Here is a 16,552-nt window from a genome sequence, read left to right on the forward strand (position 1 = left end):
AAATGAGAATAACAACAATACGGTCACGAAACTGGCTTGCATTCTTTGCTGCAGCGACGCTGTTATCTAATGCTGCACTAGCGGAAGAAGCCACCACAGACATTTCTGTCTATGCAGGTTTAGAGCCGGTGATGCAATTGAACTGCAGTTCTTTGAACTTTGGTGTATATCAAATTGCGCGTGGCGACCGTGGCATTGGCAGCAACAAGACTACGATACAAATGGCCACTGGTAGCAATCGTGATACCGGCGAGCTAGAGGCAAGGATCTCATTCATTAATCAAGGGCAAGATCAGATCGCCCTATCCGATAAACCCGAATATGATCCGCCGCAATTTGCAGTTTGTTTAGTGACCGGTTCACGAGTGAAAAGTGGTTCGTTGACAATTGCTCGTGAATCTGGATTTGGCTCTGTCAGTTTTGCTGGTGTTGCAAGCAATCAATTTGCTTTGTCACTGGGTAACCCAAAGACTGCAGCAACTGGCATCCTTGGTTATTTCACAGTGCCGACTTCTGTGCAGACCGATGCCAACGGTGAAGCGGAATTTCAGGTGGTCGGCGAGCTTGATATTCCTAATAATCTGGTTGCCGACAATTACGGCTCGTACAAAGCTGAGCCTTTAACGATTACAGTTTCAGATGGCTTATAGCCAGATGCCTAGCTTTTTTTCAACCAAGTTGTCCAGGTGGACTTCCCAGACTTCAGCTAGAATTTTATAGAAGTTTTAGTCATTAAAACTTGCATACAACTATCTCTATGCAAGTTTCTGGACGTTAACGCACTCGTGTCTAGATCATGCTGCAAGTCGTTTAAAGTCTCCTATTGCGTATTCTGCCCAAATCTGAACACCCATACTGGTTTTAAATGAACAGCAATTCCAGCCTAAAGTGAACACTTTTGAGGTCATTTCCGGAATTGGTGTTCACATAATTCCAGAATGACTTTCCCGCGTTGATAATAACCACTGGTAACCTGTCAGCTTCCTTCCAAAGAAGCAGACTCGGTTATGTCTAGAAAGAGAATATCAATGCGCAAACTTCGTGAAATTTTACGGTTGCGTCTGCATGCCGGGTTATCTATCCGGCAAGTACGAAACAGCCTAAGGATAAGCATCGGCGCCATCCAGAAAATCAGTACATTGGCAGAGCAAACCGATATCAACTGGGAGCAGGTCTGCCAGATGAATGATACGGAATTAGCCCGGCATTTTTATCCCAAAGCTGACACCCTGAATCAAACTTTTATCAACAAACCCAACAATCATCAAACTCAATATTACTCCCATCGATAAGAAAGGTAGATACTCATAAATAGCTTGGCTGAAGCTCATTTTTTGCAGAGATTTTTTTACGGCAAAAGATAGTTCTCTAAAAACATGTTAACCCTACCACTCATAGCGTTGTTTTAATTCGTTACAAAAGTTCTGCGGCAAAAACTTTTTATGCTGTAATTGACCAACTACGATTCCTGACGCTATACCGATAGCGTCAGCAAACCCACGTATATCATCGGCATAAAAGTTACGAGTTTTCACAAAGGCATTGAACTCAGCTCGCGGTATAAGCATTTCTTCGGCAAATTTATCCGCTTCTTCCTCTTTTTTGCAATCCAGTCCGTTGGTTCCTTCCAGAAACATTTCCTTTTTACCATGAAGTAAAATGTGACCGGCTTCATGAAAAAACGTGAACCAAAGGTGATCATTTGATTTATATCGTAAGCTCAACTGAATCAATGCTTTATCTTTTGTTAGCCAACGTGTAGCACCACTCACGCTCGTTTTCGGTAATGCGGGCACAAAAACTACAGCAACACCAAAATTTGCACATCTTTGTTGTAATTCAGGAACGAAGTTTTCTGGTGTCTTAGTTGTTAACTCCCGAAGGTCGGAAAGTAGTGCCTTAAAACCAGGTTTATCAAACTTATTACATTGAATCTTATGGCTTTCTAGCTCGCCTTTCCGTAACCAAGCCGATACGGCTTCAGGAAACACCTCATGCTTTTGATGCTGTCGATATGCAACCGCTAAATTTGGCCAGATATCATCCCATTGAGCCACGCTAGCAATACCGAAGAACTTAAGTACGCGGTCTAGTACCGCCATCTTATCCTTCGGCTTTTCTATCCAACCACGCTTTGCCATTTCATTCACAGGAACACGCTTAAGCCATTCCAAGTCGCGTTCTAGCTGTTTTTGCTCAGATTTTCGGGCTAATATTTCTCGATATTGAGATTCTAGGTTCAACCAATAATCAACAGGCATACCCAACACTCGCTCGAGCTTAATTGCTGTTTGCGGTGTTATCGCTGAATCCCCTCTGATAATTGAAATTAAATGCTTAGAGGTAATGCCTGTCCGATCAGAGAGCTCTTTTTGGCTCATCGCACGAAGATCTAACTCATATCCCAGAATCTCGCCCGGAGGCACCGCATAATCAGGGTGAAACTCATTTTTTACTTTAACCATGAGTATCCTCCACTCCCAGTATTTTAATTGCTGTAACGCCACCCCAATCTAGTCCGCCATCAGGCAAAGTTGGTAGTGGATCGTTGATAGGTTCAAATAACAATCGATATGGACCATCGAGATCTATCGAAATAGTTCCTTTTCTATTGCCAGTTAGCTCATGACATCGATTAGGCGGGCTATATGGCGGAGCAAATATACCTAAGTTAGGCGCAGCCGATAGCGACACCATCACCCGTCGAAGATGTTTGCTCCGATTGCTTCCGTAGGCCTTCTGCATCTCTTTATCTTTGCTGAGCTGCTTCTCGAGTTTTCTCGATTTGAATTGTATGTCCATATTTTTTTATTAACCTATTAGGTTAACTATTTTAATCATAATTAGTTTAAAAGCAAGCTTCTTAATTAAGCCCCACCCAAACCAGCGGCTCAATCACATCAGCAACCTTCTGATGCGCTTGCCGCCGCTCCTCATAGTAGTCATACCGGTCATAAATACCTTCTACGCCCTTCAGGCTATGGTTTATAGCTCGTTCGCCAACTGCGCTACTGAAGCCTAAAGCAGATACCTGGCTTCGGAAGGTTCGCCGAAGATCGTGCACAGTAAAGAACCAGGAATATGTCAACGGTAATCTAATTTTGACCCACCTAGCGGTAAAGTAAAATTGACCCACCCTTAGCGGTTTACTCGTTATTCTGCTGATTGGTTACCGGTACTATTCCGGCCGCTTTCTTCCCTCGTAATCTATAACTGTTTCCGGCAATCTGTACGATGTGCGCATGATGCAGTAACCGGTCAAGCAGTGCCGCTGTCAGGGTCTGGTCGTCAGCGAAGGCAGTTGACCATTGTGAGAACGGTAAGTTACTGGTGACAATGACGCTGCCGTGCTCGTAGCGTTTGGCAATGACATTAAAGAACAGATTCGCTTCTTCTCGGCCGAAGGGTAAATAACCGATTTCATCGATGACCAGTAGCTTGGGTGCCACAACACTGCGTTTGATGTAGCTTTCGAGCCTGTCCTGCTTTTTTGCAGTAGCGAGCTGCAACATCAAGTCGGCAGCGGTAATAAAGCGCACCTTAATGCTTTTCTGAATGGCCTGATAGGCGTAACTCAATGCCAGGTGGCTTTTCCCCACACCGCTTGGCCCGAGTAAAACGATGTTCTCTGCCCGCTCGATAAAGGCCAGACTGGTCAGTTCCTGTAGCTGCTTTTTTGGGGCCCCGGTGGCGAACTTAAAGTCGTAATCCGAGAACGATTTTATGGCCGGTAATCCGGCGAACTTGAGCAGGGTTTCCCGTGTGCGTTGCTGTCTGGCTTCCAGCTCAACATTCAGCAACTGTTCAAGGAAGTCAGCCAGTGAAGCCTCTTTACCGGCTGCTGTGTCAGCTATCGCTGACCACTCACTTGCCAGAGTGTTTAACTTCAGTGTGTCACAGGCGCTTTGTATTCGATCCATTTGCAGGTTCATGGGCGAGCCCCCAGTAACTGGTCATAAACGCTTAGCGGATGCTGGAAGCTCTCAACCGGTATCGCGGTTCGTGACGGTATTGGCCGGGTTTTATCGGACAGCGGCCTTGCCGGTAACGGCGCTAACGCCAGTTGTTCTTTAACCAACAGTACCGCTGGCTTTTGCTTTGTCGTTCCGTGTATTCTCTGATGTGCAATATCTTCGAGCCAGGGACCGATCTGAGCGTTGGCCGTTTCAACATCCAATGCCAGCCCAGCTTGCTTCAACGTCGCTGCCAGTGGAGTAATGAAACTGTTTTTCAGGTAACCGTTAAACCGTTCGACCTTACCTTTGGTTTTCTCCCGGTAAGGGCGGCAGGCTCTTAGCCTAAAACCATAATCGGACGCCAGTTCAAGCAGGTGCTTATTCCAACGGTGACGACCTTCACCATACGCGTCGCGCTCAATCATCAGGCACTTGGCATTATCAAACAGCACTTCCTTCGGCACACCACCGAAATAGTGTAGCGCTTCGCGGATGCCGGTTATCCAGTCTTCCTGCTTTTCGTGGGTGCTGAAACGAACGTACGAGCCACGACTAAAACCCAGGGTTGCGACGAACGCCTTGAGCTTAAAGCGCCCACGCTTAATGGTGGTAAAATCCACCTGCATTTGCTTTCCCGGAGCGGTTTCAAATCGGATAACCTCCTCTTCGGTCTGAGGCTTAAACTGACGGATATAGATTTTTACAATCCCTTCCTTGCCGTCGTAGCCCTGTGTTTCGATTTCACGGAACAAGACAGCGGCCGGTATCCAATAAGGCTTTGCTGCTTCAATTCGCTCCCGAAGATAGGGTTTAAAAGGGTCCAATTTTGATGGTCGCTCAGGCCTTGGCCCGTACTTGGGTGTACGGGCAATATCACGCAAATAACTGCGAACGGTGTTTCGTGCTATGCCGAGTTTGCGGCTGATAGCCCGGATACTGTGACCTTGTTGGTGTAACACATGAATATCCACTAGTGACTCCTGATTTAACATTGCATCTCAACCGCCGTTCTTTTTTTAGACTAGGCGGTCATTGTGCCTCAGGTGGGTCAATTTTAAATTGTCGTTAGTGGGTCACTTTTACATTGCCGGTGACAATAAGCAAACAGAAAGGTAGTTATCCATACAGAAGAGGTCCATATGCTTTCGGAAAATCGCAGTCGCACTTTTAACTTCATCAAGCGATAATGCACGGCCGCGTGATCTCTCCGCACCTCCAGCATCATTCGCGAGCATCGGCCAACCCCATAAATGGGTACTTACCCAAGGTCATTTCACGACGTTTGCCCTGGACAGGGTAACGATACGACCAGCAAGAATGACCGCTTTTAGGCACTACAAAGTAAGCCCTTTATTTAAAAGGGCTTTGGAAGCATCAGGAAAATATCAGACAGCGTAGAGAAAATTATTCGATGTTTTGGATCTGCTTGTTGATTTATTTCTAATTAATTATTAAATCAAATACTTAAAAATTTATCGGCGTGCTTGTTGAGTAAAACTAACCAAAAGACTCACCATGCAAGTAAAACCCAAGCTTTGTTTATCAGATTCGGTTTTCAAATCGGATACTTTGCACAATCTCCACTCGGCTCGGACAACAACTGGCGCTCATTTACTTTGATAACGCCACTTCCTTACTATCGAGTCAATTTGGCCTACGGGCATTGCCTCGTTTTGCCAGCCCTTGTCAAAATCAATAATGATCCACCACAGCCTGTTCGGATAGACCGAAATCGGTGATCGGATTAAACCGAAACGCGTGATCGGGTGGCACCGAAATCATCTCAGCGACAATTATCTTGGCCGGTTGTGTGGTTTATGCGACGCTTACGAAAGATACGCAGTAAAGATACCATAAAACCTAGAAATGACCCTTACCCGCCGAAAGACATACGACAAATGCGGCGATCCCAATTGTAGAAATTCATTTCAATTGACTCCACTCTTCCCAACCACTGCTGTGAAGGTCTGTGACAGGGATTGCTACAGCCAACGCGTACAAACCGCGTGAGCTGTTTTCGCCGCTTTAGATCTTAGTTCTAAACGTCTTCTTGCAGTCCAGAGCTTTTGTTAATGGCCAACTAAACTGACCCACTTTCGGCCATTAATTTTGATCCACTTTTCGTGGCTTCGGCCATATTTTTCTGTACCGTTCTCAGCTCAACTAGCAAAGCGGGGACGGCACGTTGAAGGAGTGGACAGTGATACACAAAATAAAAGCGATGCACGACAAAGGCCGGGGGCTATCAATTCGTGCAATTAGCCGTGAGTTGGGTATTTCGCGCAACACCGTGAAAAAATATTTAACGATGGACGTTCAAGGCATCAGCGTCATGATGGAAGATACCTCGCGTGAAAAGTGGCTTGATGCCTATCGTGATTACCTGATTAACCAGCTTAAAGATTACCCCAAGTTGTCCGCAGTAAAGCTTATGCGCCGCTTAACCAGAAAGGTTGGTAAATTACCGATCTCTGAGCGCAGCATGCGCCGTTACGTACAAAATCTAAAAGCAGAGGTTGCTGTCGGTCAGTATCGTTATTATGAACCGATCATCGAAACTGTTCCCGGTGTGCAGTGCCAGGTCGATCCCGGCGAGCTTCGTGGCGTACTCATAAATGGTAAGCCACACACGGTTTACTTTGTTGCATTTGTGCTCTCATACAGCCGCCTTATGTATGTAGGCCTTTCCTTGCAGCCCCTGAATACGCAGCGCTTTATTGAGATGCATGACGAAGCGTTTCGCTACTTCGGCGGTGTCACCGAAGAGTGCGTTTACGACCAAACTAAGTTGGTGGTACTGAGCGAAGAATATCGCGAGCTCAAACTCAATCAACGCTTCGCGCATTATGCCACGGCGGCATCATTCCATATTCATGCTTGTGAGGGCTTTGATCCGGAGAGCAAAGGTAAGGTTGAAGCAGCAGTTAAATACGTCAAACAAGACTGCCTGTATGGTGAGTCGTTCCGCAGTGAAGCAGAGCTTCGGGCTTATACCCTTGATTGGCTGAATGAAGTAGCCAACATCCGAGTGCATGGCACCACCAAAGAGCGGCCGCAGAGCTATTATGACCGCTCGGAGCGGTCATTCATGAACCACTATAACGCAGCGATGGGCAGTTTAGACAACACGCCCATGCAAACACGAAAAGTCGACAAAACGGGGTTGATATCCTGGGTCTCGAACAAGTACTCGGTGCCTATGGAATGGCAACAAAGCCGGGTTGGTGTCAGTGAGGCCAATGGCCAACTGCTCTTGCTCGATCCTGCCACCAGTGAGCTTATTGGCCAGCATACTGTCAGCCTTGATAAAGGTCTTATTATCAAAAACCGTGACCATTACCGCGATAAAACTCAGGCGGCAGAAGCGCTTGAAGCATGTCTCAATGAACGTCTCGGTATCGATGTTGGCTGTGCAATTGCGGCACAGTTCAAAGTAACCATGCCTCGGTTTTATAAAGACCAATTACGCGGTGCTCTGGATGTATTAAAGCACTACGGAGAATTGCCCGAGGCACTTACAGCTCACTTGCTCGAGCGTGAAGACTTAACCGCCAGCAAGATGCGTGACCATATCGATGCATGGCTCAGCGCCGAGCAGCGCGGGCGTATGGCTGATGATGAGGCGGATAGTCCGGTGAGCATCGACTTAAGTATGTACCGAGGCATCAGTCATGTTAACGCGCAGCGGAGCCTATCGTGAACCAGTTAGACAATATCGCTAAGCAGCTTCGTAGCCTACGGCTGGGTGCAGCAGCAGGCCAGTTGGCCACTCTGGTGGCCACGGCTGAAGCCAATGAAGAGTCCTATTTAAGCTTCGCCGAGTCGTTAGTATCGCATGAAATCACTCAGCGCAACGTAAACCGAATAAAACGCCATTACAAACAAGCGCAGTTCCCAAAAGAAAAGCGTCTCGACTTATTTGATTATCGGCACCAGACCACAGTAACCAAGCGTCAAATCAATGGGTTACTTGACTTTAGCTTTATCGATGAACGCAACAACGTCATTTTTATTGGCCCTCCGGGTGTGGGAAAGACCCACCTGGCCATTGGGATCGGTCATGAGGCAATCCAGGCCGGATACAAAGTTCTGTTCAGAAACGCATTAACGCTGGTAGAAGAGCTTGAACTTGCCGAAATGAAAGGCGAACTGAAAAAGCGGCTCACACAGCTAAGCAAATATGACCTCATTATCATTGATGAGCTGGGTTACTTACCTATGTCGAGGCAGTCGCGTTACAACTTGTTCCAGCTAATCAATAGCTTGTACGAGTATCGGTCTATCATCTTGACGACGAACAAAGATTTTACCAGTTGGGGTGAGTTCTTCCATGATGACAATGTTGCAGTACCGATCATCGACCGGATCATCCATCACTCACACATATTTATGCTTGGAGGAGAAAGCTATCGACTGAAGGAAAAAGTCAGCAAAACCTGATCGCAGGTGGGTCAATTTTATTGGCCAAAAGTGGATCAAAATTAATGGCCATTGACAGGAGTCAATTGCTTTACCGGTATCCGTTGCCAGTCACTCTGTAGAGACTTTTAAACTGCAACTGCGCCGCTATATTGAGCTGTCTCAGCAACGCGTTGATCTAGAAAAAAAGTCTGAACTTTTTCTAGCCGAGAGAGCTGATTATCAGCGATTACGAACACTGCCGGGCGTTGGTCCCATCATCGCATTAATGATTATCGCAGAAAGCGGGGACTTAAACCGATTCAAGCACTACCGACAATATCTTGCGTACTGCGGGTTTAGCCTCTCTTCCGTACAAAGCGGTCAGCGGCAAAGCAACTTTAAGCTCTCAAAACGAGGTAATGCACGATTGCGCTATGCGTATTGGCTGGCAGCAACCAATGCCATTCGGCAACGCGAAAACAGCTTTCGGCATAAATATGAGCGCTATATCCGCTTGAATGGCTCTGATAGCGATAACAAGCGAAAAGCGTACACAGCCGTTGCGACCAAATTAGCGCGAGTCGCGCACGCGGTAGTCAAAAAGAATGTTGATTACCGCGGATATTTTGAAGTTAGTCATGGGACGTAAATCAACGGGCCGTTAAGGCGCATTGCGACCTAGTAGATAATGCTCGACGCCCATGACTCCTTATAATGCTGTGTTAAGTCCGTTCGGGCCAGTTGGACCCTTGTACATCATGGTTAGCAAAATTGTTTGTTAGGGTATTGAGCTTAACTTCAAAAAAGATTAACCGCTTAACAGCGGCAGGATTCTTTTGTTCAAAAAATGGTTGACTCGTGCGGTAGTCCGTTGTCACACCGAAGTGCTGCAGGTTTGCCGCGCCATTCGATAACCTGCTCTAATGCTCGAATGACGCGTGCACTTGGCAATGATAAATCCGCTTCAATGGTTAAGCCTTCGCGATTGTAATCGTCGATCACATTAAATGTTCGTAACAAACGACCATCAGCTAAGCTATCTGACATAAAATCCATCGACCAGACCTGATTTTTGGCCGTTGGTACGCTCAATGCGTCTGGTTTATCCCGTTTAATGCGTCGTTTCGGTTTTATCCGTAAGTTAAGTTCAAGCTCCCGATAAATGCGGTTTACCCGTTTATGATTCCACGGGAAACGCTTTACGTTGCGTAGGTGATAAAAGCATAAGCCGAATCCCCAGCGCTTCTGAGCCTCTGTCAGGCGTAGCAACCAGTCAGCGATAACAGCGTTCTCATCGCTGAATTTGCACTGATAATGATAGCAGCTTTCGCTAATTCCCAGGCAAATGCAGGCTAAGCGAATACTGATACCATGGCGTTCAATGGCAGCACGTGCCATCTCTTTGCGTTGAGATGGCTTTACAGCTTTCCCTCAAGGGCTTCCTTGCGGATCTCAGCTTTAATGCGCTCTTCGGCGTACATTTTCTTGAGGCGTTTATTTTCATCCTCAAGCTCTTTGAGACGCTTCATCATGGATGCGTCCATGCCGCCAAACTTGGCGCGCCATTTATAAAACTGAGCAGAGCTCATGCCGTGTTCACGGCAAAGGTCTGGAACGGCTACACCGTTCTCGTTCTGCTTCAATATCGCCAGTATCTGACTGTCTGTGTATCGTGATTTGCGCATAGAAAACTCCTTTGCTTTAGTTTAGCGGAATTTTCTACTAATAACTGCTCCGATTTTCTGGGGGGATTACAATGGCTTTGCCGAGCAGTGATTGCGGGTTGACCTGCAGCGCCGACTTATCCAGCCAGGTTTTTAGCTTGTCCATCACAGGCTGTGCTAAGGCGTCACGTTTTTCCTGCTTTTGCGCCGGGCCGTCGTCTTTGATTTTCTGCTCGATACCGTACAGCTTCTGGATAAAGCTCAGAGCCTGGTCGGCTTTACCGCTTTTGCCTTTGCCTTGTACGGTTTTGGCCTCAATAAACTTACGACGGGCATGCGCCCAGCAGCCGGCCAGCCGGGCACCGGTTTGCTCATAGCCCTGATAGCCGTCCACTTGCAGTGGACCGCAATAGTCAGCTAAAAACGCAGCGGAATGGGCGCCACCGCGCCCGTCCTGATAATCGTACAACACGATGTTCGGTGATTTATCCGGCCTCGGTTTATCGGCGCCACAGCCGTAAACCCACATGTAGCATTTGGATTTATCCACATCGAGCACGCTTAAGGTCGTCTCGTCAGCCCATAAAGCCGGCTGTTTTAGCAGAATGTCGTGCATGCGCTGATAAAGCGGCCGCAGTTTCTCGCTGACGGTCAACATCCAGCGACTCATGGTCTGACGGCTCAGCTCGATGCCATATTGTTTAAACATTGCTTCCTGACGATACAGCGGCAACCCGAACTGGAATTTGGCGCTGATGATTTGCGCAAGCAAGCTCGGCGTTGCGATGCTTTTGGGCATGATGCTCGGCTGGACCGGCGCGATTTTGATGTCTGTTTCCGTACCGTGCTTTTCGCATTCGCGGCAGCTGTATTTCTGGCGTATATGGCGCAGCGCTTTAATGCTCGCCGGGATAAACTCCAGCTCTTCGCTGATTTCTTCGCCCATACGGTGCAAGTCATGGCCACAACAGTCACAGACTTTGTCTTCGTCCGGGATATCGTGCAGCACCTCTTCGCGCGGCAGTGACTCATCAATGCGCGGGCGACGAGGTTTCTGACGGGTGTAAGTAATGGTCTGGCTTTGGTCTTCGGCGACTTCGTCAGCCGTCGGTTCAAGAGCTTCTTCCAGCTCATTAAACAACTCGCCCTGACCGGGCAGCCCTTCGCTGCTGGCACCGAAGCGTTTTTGCAACGACAGTTGCCATTGCTCCATCATATAATGGATTTTCTGTTGCCAACGTTGCTCTTCCAGAGCCATTTCTGCCTGGAGTTTTTCGCGTTCAGATTGCAACTCGAGAACCATTTTTTGCAGGCTTTCGACATCATCCGGTAGTGTGTTTGCATCGCTTGTTTTCATGAGCCTATTATACCCCATGAAAACGCTGCAAGCCGCTATTTTATTGACTTTACTTAGACCGATTAGCGATCGTAAAACGGTTTTTATGCAGGATCCTTATAAACCGTTTTCGATCAGGTTGTGGTACTAAAATGCAGCGGCTTATGGCCTTTCATCAGGGTGATATCCAGGCCCTCGAGCAGCCACTGCCATTGTTGTTCGCTTAGGTTGAGTACATCGCCGGAGAGTTTTCTCGGCCATTTAAATTTGTTCTTTTCCAGACGCTTATACCAAAGACAAAAGCCGGTTTTGTCCCAGTAAAGCGCCCGGACTTTATCGCGCTGACGATTGCAGAACACAAACACGGCGCCGCTGAACGGCGAGTGGTCCATCTCGGCTTCAACAATGGCACTGAGACCGTTGATGCTTTTGCGAAAATCGACCGGCTGTTTATACAAATAAATCGCCGGCGGCTCGACAAACATCTTCATACGCTGAGGGCTTTGACCAGCTCTGCCACCCAACGTGGCGATACTGACATCGGCAACACTAACTGCGCGTCACCGACGCGAACCTGCATTGCGGTATTAACAGTGGTCTCAGACTCTGCAGGCACGGCCTGAGCAAATCCGTTGTTAGACTGGATAACTTCACGCTGCAGTGCCATGCGGCGCTGGCTGAAGTATGCGGGACTGATGTTACGCCGTTCGCAGAAATCTTTTTGACTCAGGCCGCTTTGCTTGTACTCTTCAATAAGTGCCTGCCACTGCGCTTTGGACCGGTATGCTCGACTCATAAACCACCTCGTTGGTTAAACGTGGTGATAAATTAGGCTATCTGCTGACTGGCTTCTAGGCGTGGTTTATGTGACGCTTACCAATGTTAAATCAGGAGTCACTAGTGGATATTCATGTGTTACACCAACAAGGTCACAGTATCCGGGCTATCAGCCGCCAACTGGGCATAGCACGAAACACCGTTCGCAGTTATTTGCGCGACATCGCCCGTACACCGAATTACGGACCAAGGCCTGAGCGGCCGTCAAAGCTCGATCCTTTTAAGCCTTATCTGCGGGAGCGTATTGAAGCCGCGAAGCCATACTGGATACCGGGCGCTGTTTTATTCCGTGAAATTGAAACACAGGGCTACGACGGCAAGGAAGGGATTGTAAAAATCTACATTCGCCAGTTTAAGCCTCAAACCGAAGAGGACGTCGTTCGTTTTGAAACCGCGCCGGGCCAGCAGATGCAGGTCGACTTTACGACCATTAAGCGTGGTCGCTTTAAGCTCAAGGCGTTCGTTGCAACCCTGGGTTTTAGTCGCGGCTCGTACGTTCGTTTCAGCACCCACGAAAAGCAGGAAGACTGGATAACCGGTATCCGCGAAGCGCTTCACTATTTTGGTGGAGTGCCGAAGGAAGTGCTGTTTGATAATGCCAAGTGCCTGATGATTGAGCGCGATGCGTATGGTGAGGGGCGTCACCGCTGGAATAAGCATCTGCTGGAACTGGCGTCCGATTATGGTTTTAGGTTAAGAGCCTGCCGCCCTTACCGGGCGAAAACCAAAGGTAAGGTCGAGCGGTTTAACGGTTACCTGAAAAACAGCTTCATCACACCACTGGCAGCGACGTTGAAGCAAGCTGGGCTGGCATTGGATGTTGAAACGGCCAACGCTCAGATCGGTCCCTGGCTCGAAGATATTGCACATCAGAGAATACACGGAACGACAAAGCAAAAGCCAGCGGTACTGTTGGTTAAAGAACAACTGGCGTTAGCGCCGTTACCGGCAAGGCCGCTGTCCGATAAAACCCGGCCAATACCGTCACGAACCGCGATACCGGTTGAGAGCTTCCAGCATCCGCTAAGCGTTTATGACCAGTTACTGGGAGCTCGCCCATGAACCTGCAAATGGACCGAATACAAAGCGCGTGTGACACACTGAAGTTAAACACTCTGGCAAGTGAGTGGTCAGCGATAGCTGACACCGCAGCGAGTAAAGAGGCTTCACTGGCTGACTTCCTTGAACAGTTACTGAATGTTGAGCTGGAAGCCAGACAGCAACGCACACGGGAAACTCTGCTCAAGTTCGCCGGATTACCGGCCATAAAATCGTTCTCGGATTACGACTTTAAGTTCGCCACCGGGGCCCCAAAAAAGCAGCTACAGGAACTGACCAGTCTGGCCTTTATCGAGCGGGCAGAGAACATCGTTTTACTCGGGCCAAGCGGTGTGGGGAAAAGTCACCTGGCATTGAGTTACGCCTATCAGGCCATTCAGAAAAGCATTAAGGTGCGCTTTATTACCGCTGCCGACTTGATGTTGCAGCTCGCTACTGCAAAAAAGCAGGACAGGCTCGAAAGCTACATCAAACGCAGTGTTGTGGCACCCAAGCTACTGGTCATCGATGAAATCGGTTATTTACCCTTCGGCCGAGAAGAAGCGAATCTGTTCTTTAACGTCATTGCCAAACGCTACGAGCACGGCAGCGTCATTGTCACCAGTAACTTACCGTTCTCACAATGGTCAACTGCCTTCGCTGACGACCAGACGCTGACAGCGGCACTGCTTGACCTGTTACTGCATCATGCACACATCGTGCAGATTGCCGGGAACAGCTATCGCTTAAGAGGGAAGAAAGCGGCCGGAATAGTACCGGTAACGAATCAGCAGAATAACGAGTAAACCGCTAAGGGTGGGTCAATTTTACTTTACCGCTAGGTGGGTCAAAATTAGATTACCGTTGACACTAGACTCGGTCTCACCAGCGTCAGGCGGGTAGAACCCCAGAGTTTTATAGAGTCTTTGAGCTAAGCTCTCTTAGAGCTTAATACTCTAGATCCAAAAGTGCGAATACAACACCCGCAATCTGACTGGCAAGAAAAGGTGGTACAGCATTTCCTACTTGTACATATTGCTGTGTTCTATTCCCCTCAAAAAAATAATTATCGGGGAATGTTTGCAGTCGAGCGGCTTCCCGCACGGTCAAGCTTCGGCATTGTTTAGGGTCATAATGTATAAAATAATGACCGTCTTTGGATATGTGGCTAGTAACTGTCGTTGAATAGCGGCTCGAGGCCTGCGTTCTGAAACGGTCGGCGTGGGAACCACTAAGCCAGTTCTGATGCGTGGGCGCTAGTTCACTCGGAAAATCCCGAGCTCTAGGGCAAAATCCACCACTTAACTCTGTATACGCAGCACTGTATGAATAACGCAGTAAGTCACTTTCCATGTGCCCGCGTGTTTCATGGTTAATGACTATAGGCGGGGAGTTGCTGGTAATCCATTCCAATAGTGCCGGTGGAAGCTTTGGCGTATTACGCTGCTCCTTATATATCTCTTTACGGCTTAAACCTTGAAATGGTTGAAGATCTAAATCGTTAACCTTTGATGATTCAAACTTAGAAGACAGTAATTTATTAACTGTTTTAGCATTATCCGATATTACTCTTTCCCAGTCGCTTCTGTTGTCAGCTCTTTTTGAGAAGCCGCTTCGAAGTTTGGGTAGATCGCTAATTGCGTCCATAACGGAAACCGTGTCTTCAAACCTCGGTAAAATTTGAGGAACCTGAGTAATATTCTCTCTTATCCCAAGTAAAATGACCCGATGTCTTGCCTGCGGAATACCATGCTGTTCCGACTTAATTAAGAAATCTGAATTCTTCTTATAAGAAGGCGCAGAATCATCTTTTGAAGGTACAACTAAAGAATAAACTTTGTAGCCGGGTACGTCTGTTAGGCCTGTTACTTTTCCTGGGCTCTGTAAGTCCTCTAATATCTTTGGAAAAATAGTACTGCCGTTCACCTTTGCTGACAGTATACCCCGCACGTTTTCCATTATGAAAACGTCTGGTTTCGCTATGGAAAGGACTTTTAAGTACTCTTCATATAAAAAGTTCCGGTCATCTCCTTCAGGAGTGTAGCCACTTATTCCCGCATTTCTTGAGCGCCCAGCAAGTGAGTATGCTTGGCATGGCGGCCCCCCAATTACAACAGTTGGGCCTTGGTGCACGGAAACTAGTTTTTCTATTTCGGTATGGATGTGGTCGTTATCCTCACCTAATGCGCAAGGTTTTGTCAGTGTTTCTTTCTGGGCATGTTTCGCTTCTTCATCGAACGCAGAAAAGAGTTCTTCTCTTGTGAGCTCTTTTTTTAGGTACTTAAAGTAACTTTCCAGACCGTTAGGCAGGTGCTGTATCTTTCGGAAGAATGCACGTGTTGTCAGAGTTTTATGAGCTGACGCTTCTTTTTCAACAGAAATCCCAATTTTGAAGGGATAATTGCCATTTTCGTCTCTAAATGAAGCGAATCCTTCGCCGAGGCCACCCGGACCTGCGAATAAATCTATGATCAACGTTTCCGTCTGTTGCATCAGCTAGGGCTCTTTATAATTAATAGGCCAATCATACCAGGGCGCAAGCACTATATAAAATAAATGTTACGAACTAAGCAGGATTAGTTTTAAGTTGGAAATTCAGTGCTTCGTTAAACTGAGCGTTCAAATCTTCCAGAGATGCTGAACGTATGCCCTGCTTATCGATTACACTTAAACTATCGTCAGTGGGTAACCATCGACTGATTAGTTTTAGCAGATAATCAGGCTCTAATCGTCCATTCCCACGAATCGCGCACTCCCAAATTAGCAGAGCTCTTATGTTCTGCTTTTTCAACTCACTAATGCTTCGTAGATCTCTTTGCACATTGCTTGAAATTTTTTCTTTCCAGAACTCAGTCCTGGTTTTTGGCAGTACAAACTGAGGGCAATTGTGCCCATGCCAAAGGCAGCCATTGATTTGAATTGCTGCGCGATACTTGGGCAGGTATATATCTGGCGTTCCGGTCAGGCTTTTTACGTTCAGACGATAGCGGTAGCCAGCATGCCAGAGCATCTTGCGAACTCGCACCTCAATAGAAGTATCAGCTGATTTGATAGCACGCATATTCTTGCGTCGCTGATCTTTATTATGAACGTCTGCCAATTGCCCCCACTCCAAAATAGTTCTAATATATGCCTTCACTACCCAGTAACCCACTGATCTAATGAATCTTTCCTTTGAAAAATTAAACCGTTCGCTTGCCTTTTTATTCGTTCTTTTTGCTGTATTCAACACTCACGCCGCCGAAATCCTCAGGCTAGAATCAAAATACATCAGCGAGACAGTCACAGCTCGAGTTGCATTGCCAGAAAGCTATTATCAT

15 protein-coding genes and 3 pseudogenes are annotated in these 16,552 nt (G+C 47.4%); 7 read left to right on the top strand and 11 right to left on the bottom strand.

All coding sequences use genetic code 11. The annotated features are described in order from the left end of the window. Window positions 1–2 precede the first annotated feature (2 nt). Together LG288_RS11110 and LG288_RS11115 are read left to right on the top strand one after the other, a co-directional pair. Entirely contained in the window at window positions 3–650 is a 648-nt protein-coding gene (locus LG288_RS11110; protein ID WP_404400541.1) for a hypothetical protein, read from the top strand. A gap of 378 nt (window positions 651–1,028) precedes the next feature. Continuing rightward, the gene (locus LG288_RS11115; RefSeq protein ID WP_404400543.1) at window positions 1,029–1,292 is read left to right on the top strand and encodes a hypothetical protein; all 264 of its coding nucleotides are present in this window, start codon (window positions 1,029–1,031) and stop codon (window positions 1,290–1,292) included. A gap of 93 nt (window positions 1,293–1,385) precedes the next feature. Here the strand turns inward: LG288_RS11115 and LG288_RS11120 are convergent, their stop codons facing one another. From LG288_RS11120 to LG288_RS11140, 5 genes and pseudogenes are all read right to left on the bottom strand, one after another. Continuing rightward, window positions 1,386–2,465: a helix-turn-helix domain-containing protein gene (locus LG288_RS11120; protein ID WP_404400545.1), complete on the bottom strand. Its 1,080-nt coding sequence runs from the start codon at window positions 2,463–2,465 to the stop codon at window positions 1,386–1,388. Window positions 2,466–2,863: 398 nt separating this feature from the next. Beyond that, window positions 2,864–3,070: pseudogene (locus LG288_RS11125) on the bottom strand (integrase); the annotation flags it as partial. Between the two features lie 76 nt (window positions 3,071–3,146). Beyond that, on the bottom strand, window positions 3,147–3,932 hold the full coding sequence (istB, locus tag LG288_RS11130; protein ID WP_404400546.1) for an IS21-like element helper ATPase IstB: 786 nt from the start codon (window positions 3,930–3,932) through the stop codon (window positions 3,147–3,149). Then, window positions 3,929–4,948, bottom strand: a complete 1,020-nt coding sequence (gene istA, locus LG288_RS11135) for an IS21 family transposase (protein ID WP_404400548.1) — start codon at window positions 4,946–4,948, stop codon at window positions 3,929–3,931. Before istA (LG288_RS11135) ends, istB (LG288_RS11130) begins: the two co-directional genes overlap by 4 nt. Window positions 4,949–5,177: 229 nt before the next feature. Further along, window positions 5,178–5,291, bottom strand: coding sequence for an Arm DNA-binding domain-containing protein (locus LG288_RS11140; protein WP_404400550.1), 114 nt, complete (start codon window positions 5,289–5,291; stop codon window positions 5,178–5,180). 865 nt (window positions 5,292–6,156) lie between these two features. Between LG288_RS11140 and istA (LG288_RS11145) the strand changes: the two genes are divergently transcribed. The 3 genes and pseudogenes from istA (LG288_RS11145) to LG288_RS11155 form a co-directional block, all read left to right on the top strand. Next, a complete protein-coding gene (istA, locus tag LG288_RS11145) occupies window positions 6,157–7,656 on the top strand; it encodes an IS21 family transposase (RefSeq protein WP_404400552.1) in 1,500 nt (499 codons plus the stop codon). Beyond that, window positions 7,653–8,396 (top strand): IS21-like element helper ATPase IstB, encoded by a 744-nt coding sequence (istB, locus tag LG288_RS11150; protein WP_404400554.1) that lies wholly within the window; start codon window positions 7,653–7,655, stop codon window positions 8,394–8,396. Before istA (LG288_RS11145) ends, istB (LG288_RS11150) begins: the two co-directional genes overlap by 4 nt. A gap of 58 nt (window positions 8,397–8,454) precedes the next feature. Beyond that, window positions 8,455–9,006: pseudogene (locus LG288_RS11155) on the top strand (transposase); the annotation flags it as partial. Window positions 9,007–9,224: 218 nt separating this feature from the next. On the opposite strand, the pseudogene LG288_RS11160 reads toward LG288_RS11155, so the two are convergent. The 4 genes and pseudogenes from LG288_RS11160 to tnpA all read right to left on the bottom strand — a co-directional run. After that, window positions 9,225–10,042 (bottom strand): annotated as a pseudogene (locus LG288_RS11160) (IS3 family transposase); the annotation flags it as partial. A 37-nt stretch (window positions 10,043–10,079) separates the two neighbouring features. Further along, entirely contained in the window at window positions 10,080–11,378 is a 1,299-nt protein-coding gene (gene tnpC / locus LG288_RS11165; RefSeq protein ID WP_404400556.1) for an IS66 family transposase, read from the bottom strand. Window positions 11,379–11,491: 113 nt separating this feature from the next. Continuing rightward, on the bottom strand, window positions 11,492–11,848 hold the full coding sequence (gene tnpB, locus LG288_RS11170; RefSeq protein WP_404400558.1) for an IS66 family insertion sequence element accessory protein TnpB: 357 nt from the start codon (window positions 11,846–11,848) through the stop codon (window positions 11,492–11,494). Continuing rightward, a complete protein-coding gene (gene tnpA, locus LG288_RS11175) occupies window positions 11,845–12,153 on the bottom strand; it encodes an IS66 family insertion sequence element accessory protein TnpA (RefSeq protein WP_404400560.1) in 309 nt (102 codons plus the stop codon). The genes tnpB and tnpA overlap by 4 nt, the downstream gene beginning before the upstream one ends. Before the next feature lie 83 nt (window positions 12,154–12,236). Between tnpA and istA (LG288_RS11180) the strand changes: the two genes are divergently transcribed. After that, window positions 12,237–13,256: an IS21 family transposase gene (istA, locus tag LG288_RS11180; RefSeq protein ID WP_404400562.1), complete on the top strand. Its 1,020-nt coding sequence runs from the start codon at window positions 12,237–12,239 to the stop codon at window positions 13,254–13,256. Continuing rightward, a complete protein-coding gene (istB, locus tag LG288_RS11185) occupies window positions 13,253–14,038 on the top strand; it encodes an IS21-like element helper ATPase IstB (RefSeq protein WP_404400564.1) in 786 nt (261 codons plus the stop codon). The genes istA (LG288_RS11180) and istB (LG288_RS11185) overlap by 4 nt, the downstream gene beginning before the upstream one ends. A 142-nt stretch (window positions 14,039–14,180) precedes the next feature. Here istB (LG288_RS11185) and LG288_RS11190 read toward each other — a convergent pair whose 3' ends face one another. Together LG288_RS11190 and LG288_RS11195 are read right to left on the bottom strand one after the other, a co-directional pair. After that, complete coding sequence (locus LG288_RS11190; RefSeq protein ID WP_404400566.1) at window positions 14,181–15,725, bottom strand: DNA cytosine methyltransferase; 1,545 nt, start codon at window positions 15,723–15,725, stop codon at window positions 14,181–14,183. A 73-nt stretch (window positions 15,726–15,798) separates the two neighbouring features. Beyond that, the gene (locus LG288_RS11195; RefSeq protein WP_404400568.1) at window positions 15,799–16,464 is read right to left on the bottom strand and encodes a very short patch repair endonuclease; all 666 of its coding nucleotides are present in this window, start codon (window positions 16,462–16,464) and stop codon (window positions 15,799–15,801) included. Between the last annotated feature and the right edge of the window lie 88 nt (window positions 16,465–16,552).

This window comes from Idiomarina seosinensis (assembly GCF_044797955.1).
Classification (GTDB): Bacteria; Pseudomonadota; Gammaproteobacteria; order Enterobacterales; family Alteromonadaceae; genus Idiomarina; species Idiomarina seosinensis_A.